17 protein-coding genes are annotated in these 15,590 nt (G+C 63.9%); 12 read left to right on the plus strand and 5 right to left on the minus strand.

Translation table 11 applies throughout. The features are described 5' to 3' along the window. Nucleotides 1-35 precede the first annotated feature (35 nt). The 3 genes from OZ911_RS05415 to OZ911_RS05425 are packed head-to-tail and all read left to right on the plus strand — an operon-like array spanning nucleotide 36 to nucleotide 2,531. Nucleotides 36-1,313 carry a flavohemoglobin expression-modulating QEGLA motif protein gene (locus OZ911_RS05415; protein ID WP_016485173.1) on the plus strand — a complete coding sequence of 426 codons (1,278 nt, stop codon included), beginning with the start codon at nucleotides 36-38 and terminating at the stop codon, nucleotides 1,311-1,313. Next, the gene (locus OZ911_RS05420; RefSeq protein ID WP_016485174.1) at nucleotides 1,285-2,208 is read left to right on the plus strand and encodes an alpha/beta hydrolase; all 924 of its coding nucleotides are present in this window, start codon (nucleotides 1,285-1,287) and stop codon (nucleotides 2,206-2,208) included. The genes OZ911_RS05415 and OZ911_RS05420 overlap by 29 nt, the downstream gene beginning before the upstream one ends. Further along, entirely contained in the window at nucleotides 2,205-2,531 is a 327-nt protein-coding gene (locus OZ911_RS05425) for a PA3694 family proteiin (RefSeq protein ID WP_016485175.1), read from the plus strand. Before OZ911_RS05420 ends, OZ911_RS05425 begins: the two co-directional genes overlap by 4 nt. Before the next feature lie 140 nt (nucleotides 2,532-2,671). Here OZ911_RS05425 and lptF read toward each other — a convergent pair whose 3' ends face one another. The 3 genes from lptF to OZ911_RS05440 form a co-directional block, all read right to left on the minus strand. Next, nucleotides 2,672-3,463 carry a lipotoxin F family OmpA-related lipoprotein LptF gene (gene lptF, locus OZ911_RS05430; RefSeq protein WP_016485176.1) on the minus strand — a complete coding sequence of 264 codons (792 nt, stop codon included), beginning with the start codon at nucleotides 3,461-3,463 and terminating at the stop codon, nucleotides 2,672-2,674. A gap of 50 nt (nucleotides 3,464-3,513) precedes the next feature. Then, nucleotides 3,514-3,927, minus strand: a complete 414-nt coding sequence (locus OZ911_RS05435) for a DUF4398 domain-containing protein (RefSeq protein ID WP_014592166.1) — start codon at nucleotides 3,925-3,927, stop codon at nucleotides 3,514-3,516. Between the two features lie 276 nt (nucleotides 3,928-4,203). Then, the gene (locus OZ911_RS05440; RefSeq protein ID WP_016485177.1) at nucleotides 4,204-4,548 is read right to left on the minus strand and encodes a type 1 pili tip component; all 345 of its coding nucleotides are present in this window, start codon (nucleotides 4,546-4,548) and stop codon (nucleotides 4,204-4,206) included. Between the two features lie 165 nt (nucleotides 4,549-4,713). On the opposite strand from OZ911_RS05440, the gene ppc reads away from it, so the two are divergent. From ppc to OZ911_RS05475, 7 genes are all read left to right on the plus strand, one after another. After that, nucleotides 4,714-7,341, plus strand: coding sequence for a phosphoenolpyruvate carboxylase (ppc, locus tag OZ911_RS05445; RefSeq protein WP_016485178.1), 2,628 nt, complete (start codon nucleotides 4,714-4,716; stop codon nucleotides 7,339-7,341). 257 nt (nucleotides 7,342-7,598) lie between these two features. Continuing rightward, nucleotides 7,599-8,249 (plus strand): adenylate kinase, encoded by a 651-nt coding sequence (adk, locus tag OZ911_RS05450; protein WP_016485179.1) that lies wholly within the window; start codon nucleotides 7,599-7,601, stop codon nucleotides 8,247-8,249. A gap of 212 nt (nucleotides 8,250-8,461) precedes the next feature. Further along, the gene (gene tsaB / locus OZ911_RS05455; RefSeq protein ID WP_070086571.1) at nucleotides 8,462-9,136 is read left to right on the plus strand and encodes a tRNA (adenosine(37)-N6)-threonylcarbamoyltransferase complex dimerization subunit type 1 TsaB; all 675 of its coding nucleotides are present in this window, start codon (nucleotides 8,462-8,464) and stop codon (nucleotides 9,134-9,136) included. A gap of 131 nt (nucleotides 9,137-9,267) precedes the next feature. Continuing rightward, nucleotides 9,268-9,558 carry a hypothetical protein gene (locus OZ911_RS05460; protein ID WP_016485181.1) on the plus strand — a complete coding sequence of 97 codons (291 nt, stop codon included), beginning with the start codon at nucleotides 9,268-9,270 and terminating at the stop codon, nucleotides 9,556-9,558. Between the two features lie 3 nt (nucleotides 9,559-9,561). Next, entirely contained in the window at nucleotides 9,562-10,431 is an 870-nt protein-coding gene (locus OZ911_RS05465) for a DUF72 domain-containing protein (RefSeq protein ID WP_023049120.1), read from the plus strand. Nucleotides 10,432-10,459: 28 nt separating this feature from the next. Further along, entirely contained in the window at nucleotides 10,460-11,290 is an 831-nt protein-coding gene (locus tag OZ911_RS05470; RefSeq protein ID WP_016485183.1) for an isocitrate lyase/PEP mutase family protein, read from the plus strand. After that, entirely contained in the window at nucleotides 11,290-11,979 is a 690-nt protein-coding gene (locus OZ911_RS05475; protein ID WP_060517542.1) for an extensin-like domain-containing protein, read from the plus strand. Before OZ911_RS05470 ends, OZ911_RS05475 begins: the two co-directional genes overlap by 1 nt. Before the next feature lie 2 nt (nucleotides 11,980-11,981). On the opposite strand, the gene OZ911_RS05480 is transcribed toward OZ911_RS05475, so the two are convergent. Next, complete coding sequence (locus tag OZ911_RS05480; protein ID WP_023049119.1) at nucleotides 11,982-12,602, minus strand: hypothetical protein; 621 nt, start codon at nucleotides 12,600-12,602, stop codon at nucleotides 11,982-11,984. Nucleotides 12,603-12,705: 103 nt separating this feature from the next. Between OZ911_RS05480 and OZ911_RS05485 the strand changes: the two genes are divergently transcribed. Beyond that, nucleotides 12,706-13,482 (plus strand): class I SAM-dependent methyltransferase, encoded by a 777-nt coding sequence (locus OZ911_RS05485; RefSeq protein ID WP_016485186.1) that lies wholly within the window; start codon nucleotides 12,706-12,708, stop codon nucleotides 13,480-13,482. A gap of 194 nt (nucleotides 13,483-13,676) precedes the next feature. On the opposite strand, the gene OZ911_RS05490 is transcribed toward OZ911_RS05485, so the two are convergent. Beyond that, complete coding sequence (locus OZ911_RS05490) at nucleotides 13,677-14,318, minus strand: TetR/AcrR family transcriptional regulator (RefSeq protein ID WP_024717681.1); 642 nt, start codon at nucleotides 14,316-14,318, stop codon at nucleotides 13,677-13,679. A gap of 166 nt (nucleotides 14,319-14,484) precedes the next feature. On the opposite strand from OZ911_RS05490, the gene OZ911_RS05495 reads away from it, so the two are divergent. Further along, nucleotides 14,485-15,585, plus strand: a complete 1,101-nt coding sequence (locus OZ911_RS05495; RefSeq protein ID WP_070086572.1) for an efflux RND transporter periplasmic adaptor subunit — start codon at nucleotides 14,485-14,487, stop codon at nucleotides 15,583-15,585. Nucleotides 15,586-15,590: the final 5 nt, after the last annotated feature.

The raw sequence follows: 15,590 nt of genomic DNA on the forward strand, positions 1-15,590 counted from the left end.
AAGGCTTGGCTCATTGTTGCAATAAGGAGTCCCCAGTGGACGAATACCAGCAAACCATCCGTGCCCTGTCTGACCGCATCGTGGCGGCACAGACCCCGATCCGGGTGCTGGACGCGGTGAAGTGGGACGACAACATTCGTCAGGGCTTCCTCAAGGGCAAGGGCAAGGAGCCGCCGGCCGTCGACCGTGCCTATTACCAGTCGCGCCCGCTGTCGTTCGACTCCGGCGCGGTCAAGGCCGAGTTCCAGGGCATCGAGCGCGACATCATCCGCCAGCTTGGCCAGTTCAACCCGGTCGGGCAGATCATGAAGCGCATGTGCCGCGAATACCGCATGGTGGTGCGTATGCTCGAAGCGCGCGGTACCGAGGACTTTGGCCTTATCTCCCAGGAGCTGTATGGTGCTGCCTCCGATGCCTTCCATGCCGGTGACCCGACCCTGGCCGACCTCGGCCTGATGCTGTCGGACTACCTGAACAACATCGATGGCCGTGGCGACCTGAAGGACGAACCGAAAAACCTCACCGCCAAAGAGGCCGTGGAGATCCTCCAGCACCGGCTGAACAAGGTGTTCGGCGAGGCCGAGGGAACCATCCGCGTGTTCGAGTCCGACGGTATCGTCGCCGATGCGGCGGCCGGTGCCGACTACATCAAGGTGCGCGCCGATGCCATGTTCAACGCGCGCGACGTGCGCGCCCTGGAGGTACACGAAGGGCTGGTGCATGTCGGCACCACGCTCAATGGCCTGAACCAGCCGATCTGCACCTTCCTGGCCAAGGGGCCGCCCTCGTCGACGGTTACCCAGGAAGGCCTGGCCATCCTCATGGAGGTGATTGCCTTTGCTTCCTACCCTAGCCGTCTGCGCAAGCTCACCAACCGCACCCGCGCCATCCACATGGTCGAGGAGGGCGCCGATTTCCTCCAGGTGTTCGATTTCTTCCGTGAGCAAGGCTTCGAGATCGCGCAGAGCTACAGCAATGCCAGCCGGGTGTTCCGCGGTTCGGTGCCCAATGGCCTGCCATTCACCAAGGATTTGTCCTACCTCAAGGGCTTCATCATGGTTTACAACTACATTCAGTTGGCCGTGAAAAAAGGCAAGCTCGAACAGATCCCGTTGCTGTTCTGTGGCAAGACCACCCTGGAAGACATGCGCACCCTGCGCCAACTGGTGGAGGAGGGCCTGGTCGAGCCGCCCAAGTATCTGCCCGAGCAGTTCCGCGACCTTAACGCGCTGTCGGCCTGGATGTGCTTCTCCAACTTCCTCAACCACCTGAGCCTGGACCGTATTGAAGCCGACTACGCGAACATTCTCTGACCGCTGCCGCCTGCTGGCGCTTGGCTTGCTGCTGTTGGGGCTGAGTGGCTGCAGCAGCTTGCTGTTCTACCCCGAGCGCGGTCAGGCGTTTACCCCCGAGCGCGCCAAACTCGCCTACCGCGATGTCACCCTTGTGACGTCGGACGGCCTGCGGCTGCATGGCTGGTGGTTGCCGGCCAAGGCCGGCATCGAGGTCAAGGGTACGGTGCTGCATTTGCACGGTAACGGCGGCAACCTGCCCGGGCACCTGGGGGGCAGCTACTGGCTGCCGGAGCAGGGTTACCAGGTGCTGATGATCGATTACCGCGGGTACGGCTTGTCGCAGGGCACGCCGAGCCTGCCAGACGTGTACGAAGATATTGCCGCTGCCATGGCCTGGCTGGACCAGGCCCCCGAGGTAAAGGGCAAGCCACTGGTGCTGCTGGGGCAAAGCCTAGGTGGGGCCATGGCCATTCACTACCTGGCGGCCCATCCCGAGCAGCGTCAGCGGTTCAGTGCGCTGGTGTTTGATGGGGTGCCAGCCAGTTACCGTTCAGTCGGGCGTTTTGCCCTCAGCACCTCGTGGATGACCTGGCCGTTACAGGTGCCGCTGTCGTGGCTGGTGCCGGACGGCGACAGCGCAATCCGTTCGATCGAGCAGCTCAGCAGCCCGCCCAAGCTGTTCTTCCACAGCATTGACGATAACCTGGTGCCGATGGACAACGGCATCCGCCTGTACCAGCACGCGCCACCGCCGCGGGTGCTGCAATTGACCCGTGGTGGCCACGTACAGACCTTCGCCGACCCCACGTGGCGCCAGGTGATGCTGCGTTTTCTTGATGACCCCAGCCATTTCAACGGCCTGCGGCGCCTGGCCGAAGTGCCCAATTACCCTGACGAGAACAACAAGCAATGAGTGAAGAACGCAACGCCATCCCGCTGATCCTGACCGGCGTCGGCAGCATCATCGTGACGGTGGGGGCCTTGTGGTACTACGGTTACCTGCATTTTGCCAAACCGGAGGATGCCCTGTTGTTGCAGGACTTCACCATGCTCAAGACGATTCCGGGCGAGGACTACAAGGTTTCGCTGGACCCGGCACCGCAAGTGGCCCAGTGCGTCGATGGCGTGCTGGTATTGTTCGACACCGAGCAGAAAGGCCTGACCGGGGTGCTGGTGGACAACCGCAAGCGTGCGGTGCGCTGTATGGGCGAGGAAACCCCGAAGCAGGTGAAGTGAGTGTTCGGCGCAGCATTTTGGGCGCCTGCGAGATCGAGCGCCGCCCGCGCGGCGCTCGATCTCGCAGGCGCCAGAACGCCATCGGCGGACAAAGAAAAGCCCCGCGTCGATCGCGGGGCTTTCTGTTCAGCTAGCCAGCCTTAACGCTGAACCTGGCTCATCGAGCGCGGTGCCACTGGCTGGTTGTCGTTGGAGATGGTCACCTCCACCCGACGGTTTTGCGCGCGGCCCGAATTGCTGCCGTTGTCCGCGACCGGGTACTCCTTGCCATAGCCCTGGGCGACGATGCGCGCCGGGTCTACGCCTGCACGTACCAGTGCCATGCGCACGCTGTTGGCACGGCGCTCGGACAGGCTCTGGTTGTAGTTGGCCGAGCCGACGCTGTCGGTGTAGCCCTCTACGATCACCTTGCGCTCCGGGTTTTCCTGAAGGAACTGGGCCAGTTTGGTGATGTTCGGGTAGGCGTTGCTCTTGAGTTCGGCCTTGTTGAAGTCGAACAGCACGTCGCCGAAGGTCACCAGCGTACCGCGGTCGGTCTGCTTGGCATTCAGGCTGTCCTGAAGCTTGGCGATCTGCGCGTCGCGGGCGTCCAGCTTGGCCTGGGCGCGCTGGGCCGAGGCGTTCTTCAACTCACCTTCGGCAGTACGCAGGGCAATGGTCTGCTTGGCCACTTCGACACGCTGGTTGGTCAGATAGGCCAGTTGGTCGACCTTCTTCTCGTCTTCACGGTCCATGTAAGCCTTGTCGGCTTTGTTCAGCCAATCCTGGGCATCTTTGGTCTCCAGTGCGGCGACTTTGCTTGCTTGCGGGTCGCTCTGCAGCGAGGAGAAGTTGGTACGGGCCGCTTCCAGATTGGCATTCGGGTCGTGCGAGCAGGCAGCAAGACCGACGCTGAGGGCCAGCAGGGCGGGAATCATGACGTGTTTGCGCATAGTGTTCATCCTTTGATCGAGTGCGAAGGCTAAGGTTGGCGGGGCAGGGCTCACTGAGCGCTGCGCAGGCCTTCCTCACGTACGTCCTGAACGCCCTGGCGGGCATCCTGCACGGCCTTCTGGGCCTTGGCCGCCTGGGCCTTGCGTTCGGCGAGGCGTGCGTCCCACTCGGCCTGTTGGGCCAGGCGCTTGGCCTCGTCGTACTTCTTGTCGTGCATGGCGATTTCGGCTTGCTTGAACTTGTCCTGGGCCGCTTTCATTTCCACGGCGGCGAACTCGGTGCCCCCCGCGCTGACGGCAGAGTTCACGGCGGACTGGGTAACGGCATACTGCTCGGTGGGCGGGTTGCCCGCACAGCCGGCCAGGACCAGGCTACTGCCCAGGGCCAGCGCGGCCAGCTTGAACCCGCGCACATGAGTAGATGACAGTTTGCTAGTGCGGGTCTTCATGGTGGTCAGCTCCATTGGATCACTCCTGATAACGACGATGTCCGTAGCAGTCCATCGCTCAATCCCTGACAAAACCGTGCGCTTCAGCTGAACGGTGCACGATGGCAGTGTGCAGGGTTTTAGCGTGATGGCTATTGGCTCCGACTCGAACGTTTTCAGAATGGTTCAGAAAAAAGTGCGCTAAACGAGGAATTATTTCTGACTGATTGGTCAGTGAGGGATGGTGTGAACTTTCGCGGACTGGAGCGGTATTCCGGGCCTTGGCGAGGCCCGGAACGTTGGGGCAGGTGGTTATTTTTCGCTGTCGTCGCCGTGGGTGCTCAGGCTATGCAGGTGCTGTCGCGAGAGGGACAGAAAACGTGGCGTAGAGCCGATATCTTCGTACAGCGGGTCGCCTTCTTCATCGGTGGCAATGACCTGGCGACCCTGCACGTAGGGGAAGCTTGCTTCAAGCTCTTCAAGGGCGGCCGCCACCAGTTCGCCAAGCAGTTCTTCGGCGGTGCGCTTGGGGTACATGTCGATCAGCGCGGCCAGGCGCGCCTCGGACTCCAGGTCCAGATGCAACACATGGCCCGTGGGGCTGAGCGTACCGGCGGCATTTTGTTCCCAGTGCTGGGCGAGTTCACGGATTTTCATGATGACCTCTGTTGACGCCTTTACAGGCTGCATTGCATGGGAGTGCTGTGCTTTCACTTTAGTTTGCTTTGGCTGATCTCGGCTTGCCATTGCCGCTCGGCTGGGGGCACTCTTCGGTAGAGCTGTATACAGGAGTGCGCCAGTGCCGCGCCAAAGAGAGGGCCAATGACCGATATCGATGTGCGTTTGCGTGAAGATGTCCATGTGTTGGGTGAGCTGCTCGGCGAAACCATTCGCCAGCAGCATGGCGATGCGTTCTTGCAGAAAATCGAGGACATTCGCCACAGCGCCAAGGCCGACCGCCGTGGCCCTGGCGAGCAACTGACCTCTACCCTGGCCGACCTGGCCGAAGACGATCTGCTGCCGGTGGCCAGGGCTTTCAACCAGTTCCTCAACCTGGCCAATATGGCCGAACAGTACCAGTTGATCCGCCGCCGCGACGCCGATCAAGCCGAACCTTTCGAGGCGCGGGTGTTACCCGAGCTGCTGGCGCGCCTTAAGCAGGCCGGCCACAGCAACGATGCCCTGGCCCGGCAACTGGCCAAGCTCGACATCCAACTGGTGCTCACCGCGCACCCCACCGAGGTGGCGCGCCGCACCTTGATCCAGAAGTACGACGCCATCGCCGGCCAGCTCGCTGCCCAGGACCACCGCGACCTGACCCCGGACGAACGCCAGCAGGTACGTGAACGCCTGCGCCGGCTGATCGCCGAGGCCTGGCACACCGAAGAAATCCGCCGCACCCGGCCTACCCCGGTAGACGAAGCCAAGTGGGGCTTCGCGGTAATCGAACATTCGCTGTGGCACGCTATCCCCAGCCACCTGCGCAAAGTCGACAAAGCCCTGCTGGAAGCCACCGGCCTGCGCCTGCCGCTGGAAGCCGCGCCGATCCGCTTTGCCTCGTGGATGGGCGGTGACCGTGATGGCAACCCCAATGTGACCGCCGCTGTCACCCGGGAAGTGCTGTTGCTGGCGCGCTGGATGGCTGCTGACCTGTTCCTGCGCGACATCGATGCACTGGCCGCCGAGTTGTCCATGCAGCAGGCCAGCGACGCCTTGCGCGAACGGGTAGGGGACAGTCCCGAACCCTACCGCGCCGTGCTCAAGCAATTGCGCGACCGCCTGCGGGCGACGCGTGCCTGGGCACATTCGGCGTTAACCGGCAGCCAACCGGCCAGCGCTGAAGTACTGGTGGATAACCGCGACCTGATTGCGCCGCTGGAACTCTGCTACCAGTCGCTGCACGCGTGTGGCATGGGCGTTATCGCCGAAGGCCCGTTGCTCGACTGCCTGCGCCGCGCCGTCACCTTCGGGCTTTTCCTCGGCCGCCTGGACGTGCGCCAGGACGCTGCCCGCCACCGTGATGCGCTGACCGAAATCACCGACTACCTGGGCCTGGGGCGCTATGCCGACTGGGATGAAGATCGCCGCATCGAATTCCTTCAGGCCGAGCTTAAAAACCGCCGGCCGCTGTTGCCCGCGCACTTCAAGCCACAGGCAGATACCGCCGAGGTGCTGGCAACCTGCCGTGAAGTTGCCGCCGCGCCAGCGGCCTCGCTGGGCTCCTATGTCATTTCCATGGCCGGTGCTGCTTCGGATGTGCTGGCGGTGCAGCTCCTGCTCAAGGAAGCCGGCCTGACCCGCCCCATGCGTGTGGTACCGCTCTTCGAAACCTTGGCCGACCTGGACAATGCCGGCCCGGTAATGCAGCGCCTGCTCGGCCTGCCGGGTTACCGGGCCGGGCTGCGCGGCCCGCAGGAAGTGATGATCGGCTACTCCGACTCGGCCAAGGATGCCGGCACCACGGCGGCGGCCTGGGCGCAGTACCGGGCCCAGGAAAACCTGGTGCGCATCTGCGCCGAACACCAGGTCGAACTGCTGCTGTTCCACGGCCGGGGCGGAACAGTAGGGCGCGGCGGTGGCCCGGCCCACGCAGCGATCCTGTCGCAGCCACCGGGTTCGGTGGCGGGGCGGTTCCGCACCACCGAGCAGGGCGAAATGATCCGCTTCAAGTTCGGTTTGCCGGGCATCGCCGAGCAAAACCTGAACCTGTACCTGGCCGCTGTGCTCGAAGCCACGCTGTTGCCACCACCGCCCCCGCAGCCGGCCTGGCGCGAGGTGATGGACCAGCTGGCTGCCGATGGCGTCAAGGCTTACCGCAGCGTAGTGCGCGACAACCCCGATTTTGTCGAGTATTTCCGCCAGTCGACGCCAGAACAGGAACTGGGGCGCCTGCCGCTGGGCAGCCGCCCGGCCAAGCGCCGCGCCGGGGGGATCGAGAGCCTGCGGGCCATCCCGTGGATATTTGGCTGGACCCAGACCCGGTTGATGCTGCCGGCCTGGCTGGGCTGGGAAACCGCGCTGAGCAACGCCTTGGCCCGTGGCCAGGGTGAGTTGCTGGCGCAGATGCGCGAGCAATGGCCGTTCTTCCGCACCCGCATCGACATGCTGGAAATGGTGCTGGCCAAGGCCGATGCGCAAATTGCCGAGGCCTACGACGAACGTCTGGTGCAACCGCACCTGCTTCCTTTAGGTGCGCACCTGCGCGACCTATTGTCGCAGTCTTGCCAGGTGGTGCTGGGCCTGACCGGGCAGCAGGTGCTACTGGCGCACAGCCCCGAGACGCTGGAATTCATCAGCCTGCGCAACACCTATCTGGACCCGCTGCACCGCCTGCAGGCCGAGTTGCTGGCCCGCTCGCGCGGCCGCGAAGCCGCTCTGGACAGCCCGTTGGAGCAGGCCTTGCTGGTGACCGTAGCGGGTATTGCTGCCGGGCTGCGCAATACCGGCTAAGAGGTTATCCAGGCCTGTCGGGGTTAATGGCATGCAGGCCATGCACGGATGAGGCGTGGCTGGTTGCGCCTGGCGCAACCACCTGCCCGGTCGGCCACAAGTGGCGCTTTCCTGCAACTTTGGGACGCTTGTATGGCTGCCGGGCGCTGTGTATCTTGAGCAGCCTTCTGACCGTTTTATGGTCATACCCGATTTTCCGGACTTGGCCCTGGTTGCCGAATCCATTGAATTTCATAAAAAAATTTGAGGAGCACGAGATGCGCGTAATTCTGCTGGGAGCTCCCGGGGCCGGTAAAGGTACTCAGGCAAAGTTCATCACCGAAAAGTTCGGTATTCCACAAATCTCCACCGGTGACATGCTGCGTGCCGCCGTCAAGGCAGGTACCCCACTGGGCCTGGAGCTGAAAAAAGTCATGGATGCCGGCCAGCTGGTCTCCGACGAGCTGATCATCAGCCTGGTCAAGGAGCGCATCGCCCAGCCTGATTGCGCCAATGGCTGCCTGTTCGACGGCTTCCCACGCACCATCCCGCAAGCAGAAGCCATGGTCGCGGCTGGTGTCGACATCGACGCCGTGGTCGAAATCGCCGTAGACGACGAAGAAATCGTCGGCCGCATGGCGGGCCGCCGCGTGCACCTGGCCTCGGGCCGCACCTACCACATTCAGTACAATCCGCCGAAAGTGGAAGGCAAGGACGACGTGACGGGCGAAGACCTGATCCAGCGCGACGACGACAAGGAAGAAACCGTTCGTCATCGCCTGTCGGTCTACCACACCCAGACCAAGCCGCTGGTAGAGTTCTACCAAAAGCTGTCGGCCGCCAATGCCGGCAAGCCGAAGTACAGCCACATCGAAGGTGTCGGTTCGGTCGACGCCATCACCGCCAAGGTCCTGGCAGCCCTGAGCTGATCAGCGCCTGACGCCCCCACACAACGGCCCGCTAGCGGGCCGTTGTCGTTCCAGGGCTGCAACCCACGGGGCCTGGCCCGCTCCTACAGGGATTGCGTCAAGGCCATGTTGTACAGGCCACCTGCAAAGGCCGCACAGCGCCCCCCTCGGGACACAACGCCGCCGCTGCTCTATACTGCCGCTCTTTTCATTCGCACCTGGATACCCGTTCGATGACCACCCTGCTGGCCCTGGATACCGCCACCGAAGCCTGTTCCGTCGCGCTGCTGCATGACGGCAAGGTAACCAGCCATTACGAGGTGATCCCACGTCAGCACGCGCAGAAGTTGCTGCCGATGATCAAGCAGTTGCTGGCCGAATCCGGCGTTGCGCTGAATGCACTGGATGCCATCGCCTTCGGCCGAGGCCCGGGTGCATTCACTGGCGTGCGCATTGCCATTGGTGTGGTCCAGGGCCTGGCCTTCGCGCTGGAGCGCCCGGTGCTGCCGGTGTCCAACCTGGCCGCGCTGGCCCAGGGGGCCTTGCGCGAGCAGGGCGTGCAGCAGGTGGCGGCTGCCATCGATGCGCGCATGGACGAAGTGTACTGGGGCTGCTACCAAGCCACGGCAGGCGAAATGCGCCTGGTCGGCCGCGAAGCGGTGTTGCCGCCCGAGCAGGTAGCGCTGCCGGCCGGCAGCAACGGCGAGTGGTTCGGTGCCGGTACCGGCTGGGGCTACGCCGAGCGCCTGGCGGTAAAGGTGGCGGCCAGTAACCCTGGCGCCTTGCCCAGTGCCCTCGACATTCTCAGCCTGGCCACCTTCGCCTGGGCCCGAGGCGAGGCAATTGTTGCCGAACAGGCGCAACCGGTTTATCTGCGCGATAATGTAGCCACGCCCAAGAAGCACTGAGTGCTGTTCGTCGGTTATCGCCGTTCACTCTAAAACCTTTTGCGCGATCTGTGGTCCAGTTATCACTCAAGCATTAGCGACGGATCTCTGATGCTGCTAAATTGCCATCATTGGTCCTGAGTGCTCATGCCATGCGTATCGACGGTTTCTCATCGCAGTCCTACCCGGTCAAGCGCACCCCGCGCAAGGCACCGGCGCGTGACGAGGCCATCGATGATGCCGAGCTGATAGAAGACAGCCAGCCCGCGCCCGTGGAAGCCACCGCCCGCCGACGCAGCGGTGGCCTGCCAGCCCGCCAGCAAGACATGATCTTCCCCCGCGCCCGTGACCGCCGCACCGCCACCGCATTGGCCAGCTACCTGAGCACCGCCGGTTTCACTGACTGGGACATGGAAGTACTGGGGCTCGACCTGTACATTTAGTGGATGAGTCCACCACCACTGCCTTATTTCCTCGGTTGCCCGTCCTGGAGCGAAAACGCCTGGCGTGAGTACCTGTATCCCGCCGACGCCAGCAGCAATGAAATGCTTGGCTTCTACAGCCAGGTGTTCAATGCCGTCGAGGGCAACACCACGTTCTACGCACGCCCCGCCCCCGGCACCATTGCCCGCTGGGCGCAGGTGATGCCCCAGCATTTCCGCTTCACCGCCAAGTTTCCTCGCGACATCAGCCATGAGGGTGACCTGCGTGATCAGCTTGAGCCTGCCTTCGACTTCACGCGGCTGATGGCCCCGCTGGGCCAGCGCGTATCACCGTACTGGCTGCAATTGCCGGCCCAGTTCGGCCCGGCGCGCTTGGGCGAGCTTTGCCACTTCCTCGACCAAATCGGGCTGCCGGTGGCCGTGGAGGTGCGCAACCAGGCCTTTTTCGCCAAGGGTGAAGAAGAACGCCTGCTCAACCGCCTGCTGCACGAACGCGGCGTGGAGCGTATTTGCCTGGACCCGCGTGCGTTGTTCAGCTGCACCTCGCGCGACCCTGCCGTGCTGCACGCGCAATCCAAGAAGCCCAAGGTACCACCGCGCCCGGCGGCCTTCAGCCAGCACCCACAGGTTCGCTTCATCGGCCATCCGCAGCTGGAGGCCAATCACACCTTCCTCAGCCCCTGGGTAGAGAAAGTCGCCGGCTGGATCGAAGAAGGGCGCAGCCCCTACATTTTCCTGCACACCTCGGACAATCGCCTGGCTGCGGCGTTGGCCCAGCATTTCCATCAACGCCTGATGGCACGCTTGCCAGGTCTTGCACCTTTGCCGGAATTGCCGCGCGCGCCCGAGGTCGAACAACTGGGCTTACTCTGACCTTTCCCTGACTGCCGGAGGTTGAACCATGGATGTGCAAACCCTGCGAGCCGAAGCCTTCAAGGCTTTACACGAGCGCGAAGGCGCGTTCGTCATCCCCAACCCGTGGGATGCCGGCTCCGCCAAGCTGCTTGCCAGCCTGGGTTTCGAGGCGCTGGCCACCACCAGTGCCGGCCTGGCCTTCAGCCTGGGCCGGCCAGACGCCGAAGGCGCCTTGAGCCTGGACGATACCCTGGACAATGCCGGCGAGATCGTCGATGCCACTGCCTTGCCGGTGGCCGCGGACCTTGAGAACGGCTTCGGCGACATGCCTGAAGATTGTGCCCAGACCATCTTGCGTGCTGCCGAAATCGGCCTGGTAGGTGGCTCCATCGAAGATGCCAGTGGCCGCAGTGATGCGCCCATCTATGACCTCGGGCTGGCCGTGGAGCGCGTGCGCGCCGCCGTGCAGGCTGCGCGTAGCCTGCCGTTCCCGTTCACCTTGTGCGCCCGGGCAGAAAACCTGCTGCACGGCCGCATGGACCTGGACGACACCATCCTGCGCCTGCAAGCCTATGCCGAGGCCGGCGCCGATGTGCTGTATGCGCCGGGGCTGCGCACCGTAGAGGAAGTGCGTGCGGTGGTGCAGGCGGTCGCACCGCGGCCGGTGAATGTGCTGATGGGCATGGCGGGGGTGCCGCTGAGCGTGAACCAGTTGCAGGACTTGGGCGTGCGCCGCATCAGCGTCGGCTCGTCGCTGGCCCGTGCTGCGCTGGGGGCGTTCCACCGTGCCGCGCTGGAAATTCGCAACGAGGGTACGTTCGGCTACGGTGAGCAGGCACTGCCGTTTGCCCAGCTCAACGACCTGTTCCGCCGCTGATGCGGGCAATGCTGGCGCTGCTGGCCAGCCTATTGGTGCTGGCCGGTCTGGCCTGGCACTTCGGCTGGCGCCTGCCTGCCGTGTGGAACCCTTGGGCGCCGCTGGACGTACGCCAGCCGCCCAACCTGCTGACGCCGTACAAGCTTTCACGCCTGCGCGATGACCCGGCCTTGTGCCGACAGGCACTGGAAACCAGCCAGCTGCGCTACCGGGCGCAAGCCGACAGCCCGGCTTCGGCCAACTGCCCGTTGCGCAACGTTTGGCGTATCGAGGGCGGCCAGGCACGGCTAAGCAGCAGTTTTCTGGCCAGTTGCCCGCTGGCGGTAGCCTATGCACTGTTCGAAAACCATGGTTTGCAGCCCGTGGCGCAGCGGGTACTGGGCCAAGCCGTTGCGCAGGTCGATCACTTGGGCAGCTTCGCCTGCCGCAATGTCTATCACCGCAAGCAGGGCCGCCTGAGTCAGCACGCGACCGCCAATGCGCTGGACATCAGCGGTTTTCGCATGCAGGACGGCCAGCGCATCGTCCTGGCGCGTGACTGGCAGGCGGGTGGGCAGAAGGCCGAATTTTTACGGCAGGTGCAGCAGGCGGCTTGCGAGAGCTTCAGCACAGTACTGGGGCCGGCCTACAATGCAGCACACCACAATCACTTTCATCTGGACATGGGCCGCTGGCAGGTGTGCCGCTAACCTCAGGCGTGCGCGCGCACGTTGTTCAGCACCACCGGGCGTGCCCAGTGGATGTCGAATTCCAGGTCATTCTGCTGCCTGGCCAAAGTGGCGTCGTCGAACGGCTCCGGGGCCGGGTCCAGCAGGTTGGTCTCGAACTCGGCAATGGGCAGGAACAACGACCGCGGGGCAGGGCCTGTGCCGGGCTCTGGAATCGGTTGGCCCTGGTTCATCACCACCGGGCGCATCCAGCTGTTGCTGGTGTCGAGCTGGCGCTGTTGTTCGATCAGCTCCATGGCACTGAACGGCTCAGGCGCAGGCGGCAGCAGGTTGGCTTCAAGCTCGGCCTTGGGCAGAAACAGCGGCTCGGGCGGTGCTACCTCGGTGTCGTGCACCGGGCAGGCGCGCTGGGCGTCGATCAGCGCCAGTGCTCGAGCGCCGCCGATGGGTTCGCCGCTGTCCTGGTCGTACTGCACGAACGATTGGCTGACGCTGTCTGCGGGCTCTTCCTGCTGCTCGGCCATGGCCCGGGCAAAGAAATCCTGCCACAGGTGGCTGACGCCCCCGAGTGCCTGAGTGTTGTGCTGACTGTAGTTGCCGACAGGCGACAAATAGGTCAAGCCGATAGGAAGAGTATCTGACATGGCAGTCGCGCGCGTTGTGCTCTGGCAGAATAGCGGGATATTGCCTGTATCGGCCGTGGCTGCTGATTCATTAAGGCTTGGTTTGATTTTTTAGGTGTGGACGATGGAAGAGCAAGGCACGGGTATCAGGGTCGAGGCGATGTCGGCTGAGTATGCGGAGCAGGCCAAGGTGTGGGCTGAACGCCTGAGCCTGCCGCTACAGGACGAGAGCGCCGGCTTCGCCGTGCAGGTGGGCGCCGAGGGTTTGCAGATCCAGCAGCTGGGGCCGCAGGCACCGGGGCCGGTGCGGGTGGACTTTGTCGAGGGCCAGGCCGCCCACCGGCGCCAGTTTGGGGGTGGCAACGGGCAGATGATCGCCAAGGCCGTGGGCATTGCCCAAGGCGTGCGGCCACAAGTGCTGGATGCCACGGCAGGCCTTGGCAAAGATGCGTTCGTGCTGGCCAGCCTGGGCTGCCAGATGACCCTGATCGAACGCCAGCCGCTGATTGCTGCGCTGCTGGAAGATGGCCTGGCGCGGGCGCGTTCGGACGACGAAGTGGGCCCGATTGTCGGGCGCATGCGCCTGCTGACCGGCAATGCCATCGAGCGCATGCACACCTGGGAAGGCGAGGCGCCGCAGGTGATTTACCTCGACCCGATGTTCCCGCACCGCGACAAGAGCGCACTGGTGAAAAAGGAAATGCGCGTGTTCCGGCCTTTGGTGGGCGACGACCTGGATGCCCCAGCGCTACTCGAAGCTGCCCTGGCGCTGGCCAGCCACCGGGTGGTGGTGAAGCGCCCGCGCAAGGCACCGATCATCGACGGGCCCAAGCCCAGCCATAGCCTGGAAGGCAAGTCGAGCCGGTATGACATTTACCCGAAGAAAGCCTTGAAGGCCTGATTTTCCCCCAACTGGCCGGCTAGCGCGGTCATTGTGAGAGCAACTGGCTTGCTTGAATATTGAAACGTTGCGCGATTACTGTGGGAGCGGGCTTGTCCCGCGAACACCGGCGAAGCCGGTGCCATGCACCGCGTGGCCCCATTCGCGGGCCAAGCCCGCTCTCACAATGACCACTGTTCTCTGCCTGGCAGCGCTCAGGGTTTGAACGCCCGCAAGAACACCCCCACCACTTCGCGCACATGCGCCTCGGCTTCGTCCCCCTCCAGCGGCGCCGCGCACCCCAGCAGCAAGCGGTAATCCGGCGCCCCCTTGACCAGGCAAAAGAAGTGCTCGGCCGCATGCAGCGGGTTGTCGATGCGCAACAACCCCCGCTCATCTGCACCCCGCAGCAGCGCTTCCATCGCTGCCAGCACGCGCTTGGGCCCGGCTTCGTAAAAGTATTCGCCAAAGCTTGGGTCCAGGCTGCCTTGGGCCATGATCAGGCGGCTGAGCTTCACCGCCTCATCGCTACTGATCAATGCCTGGAAACCACGGGCAATGGTCAGCAGTACCTCCTCCACCGGCGCCCCTTCGGGGTACTCGAACAACAGGTCGGGCAGCTGTAGCTGACAAGTGGCCATGACCGCCGAGCAGAACAGGGTCTGCTTGTCGGTGAAGTGGCTGTACACGGTGAGTTTTGAAACACCTGCCGCCGCAGCGACCGCATCCATGCTGGTGTTGGCATAACCAAGGCTGAGGAACAGCGACTTTGCCGCTTCGAGAATCGCCTCGCGCTTGGCCAGGTCCTTGGGCCGGCCCGGGCCGATGGGTGCGTCGTTGGACATTGTGGTCTGCATCTGGTTGATCAAGCTCCCATCTTACCGGCTGGAGAGGTAGACAGCAGTGATCGTCGCCATCGTTTAAGTGAATTTCTTATCGATGCTGGCTTCTCGGCAGCAGTTCCGTGACTTAATATACCCGTCAGTACACATATTCGAAGTGCCCTCCGCGAAAGGATTCATCATGTTGCGCCATGCCTTGTCCATCGCCTTGCCCGCCGTTGCCGCGTTGTTACTGACGGCATGCGGTCAGGAAGCCACCCCGCCTGCCGCGCCGCGCCCGGCGCTGGTGGTGCAGCCGCAGCCGGCCGAAGCCGCTGCCGACAGTTACCCTGGTGAAGTGCGTGCGCGCTTCGAGCCGGAGCTGGCCTTCCGCATTGGCGGCAAGGTCAGCAAGCGCCTGGTGGAGGAGGGGCAGCGGGTCAAGGCCGACCAGCCGCTGGCCGAACTGGACCCGCAGGACGTGCGTCTGCAGCTTGAAGCCAACCGTGCCCAGCTGGCGGGTGCCGAGGCGAACCTGGCGTTGGTGCGCGCCGAGCGTGATCGCTACCAGAAGCTGCTGGAGCGGCAGATGGTCAGCCACTCGCAGTTCGACAATGCTGAAAACCTCTACCGCGCCGGCCTTGCCCGGCTGAAGCAGGCCAAGGCCGAGTTCGATGTGGCGGGTAACCAGGCCGACTATGCCGTACTGCGTGCGCCCCAGGCCGGGGTGGTGGCCAAGCGTCAGGTTGAAGTAGGCCAGGTGGTTGCCGCCGGGCAAACCGTGTTCACCCTGGCCACGGATGGCGAGCGAGAAGTGCTCATCAGCCTGCCGGAGCAGCAGTTCGCCCGCTTTGCCGTGGGGCAATCGGTCAGTGTGGAGCTGTGGTCACATCCGCAAGCGCGCTTCGAGGGGCGTATCCGCGAGCTGTCACCGGCCGCCGACCCACGCTCGCGCACCTTCGCTGCGCGCATTGCCTTCACCTCGGCCGCCACGCCGGCGGAGCTGGGCCAGAGCGCCCGGGTGTTCATCGCGCATGAGGGCGTGATCCCGTTGGCGGTGCCACTGTCAGCGGTGACTGCGGAAAACGGCCAAGCCTATGTGTGGCGGGTCAACAAGGACAGCCGCCTGGAGCGGGCCGTGGTGCGCCTGGGGGCGTATGGCAGCGACAGTGTGCCCGTACTCGAAGGCCTTGCCCCAGAGGACTGGGTGGTCGCCGCCGGTGGCCATGTACTGCGTGAGGGCCAGGAAATCCGCCCTGTGGACCGCAGCAACCGTGTAGTGAACCTGACGGCCAAGGAGTAAGTCCC

It is taken from the genome of Pseudomonas fortuita (assembly GCF_026898135.2).
GTDB lineage: Bacteria > Pseudomonadota > Gammaproteobacteria > Pseudomonadales > Pseudomonadaceae > Aquipseudomonas > Aquipseudomonas fortuita.

Coding starts and splice junctions, on each gene's coding strand:
- OZ911_RS05425 (WP_016485175.1), top strand. CDS start 2,205: ATGAGTGAAGAACGCAACGCCATCCCGCTGATCCTGACCGGCGTCGGC.
- lptF (WP_016485176.1), bottom strand. CDS start 3,463: ATGCGCAAACACGTCATGATTCCCGCCCTGCTGGCCCTCAGCGTCGGT.
- OZ911_RS05435 (WP_014592166.1), bottom strand. CDS start 3,927: ATGGAGCTGACCACCATGAAGACCCGCACTAGCAAACTGTCATCTACT.
- OZ911_RS05440 (WP_016485177.1), bottom strand. CDS start 4,548: ATGAAAATCCGTGAACTCGCCCAGCACTGGGAACAAAATGCCGCCGGT.
- ppc (WP_016485178.1), top strand. CDS start 4,714: ATGACCGATATCGATGTGCGTTTGCGTGAAGATGTCCATGTGTTGGGT.
- adk (WP_016485179.1), top strand. CDS start 7,599: ATGCGCGTAATTCTGCTGGGAGCTCCCGGGGCCGGTAAAGGTACTCAG.
- tsaB (WP_070086571.1), top strand. CDS start 8,462: ATGACCACCCTGCTGGCCCTGGATACCGCCACCGAAGCCTGTTCCGTC.
- OZ911_RS05460 (WP_016485181.1), top strand. CDS start 9,268: ATGCGTATCGACGGTTTCTCATCGCAGTCCTACCCGGTCAAGCGCACC.
- OZ911_RS05465 (WP_023049120.1), top strand. CDS start 9,562: ATGAGTCCACCACCACTGCCTTATTTCCTCGGTTGCCCGTCCTGGAGC.
- OZ911_RS05470 (WP_016485183.1), top strand. CDS start 10,460: ATGGATGTGCAAACCCTGCGAGCCGAAGCCTTCAAGGCTTTACACGAG.
- OZ911_RS05475 (WP_060517542.1), top strand. CDS start 11,290: ATGCGGGCAATGCTGGCGCTGCTGGCCAGCCTATTGGTGCTGGCCGGT.
- OZ911_RS05480 (WP_023049119.1), bottom strand. CDS start 12,602: ATGTCAGATACTCTTCCTATCGGCTTGACCTATTTGTCGCCTGTCGGC.
- OZ911_RS05485 (WP_016485186.1), top strand. CDS start 12,706: ATGGAAGAGCAAGGCACGGGTATCAGGGTCGAGGCGATGTCGGCTGAG.
- OZ911_RS05490 (WP_024717681.1), bottom strand. CDS start 14,318: ATGCAGACCACAATGTCCAACGACGCACCCATCGGCCCGGGCCGGCCC.
- OZ911_RS05495 (WP_070086572.1), top strand. CDS start 14,485: ATGTTGCGCCATGCCTTGTCCATCGCCTTGCCCGCCGTTGCCGCGTTG.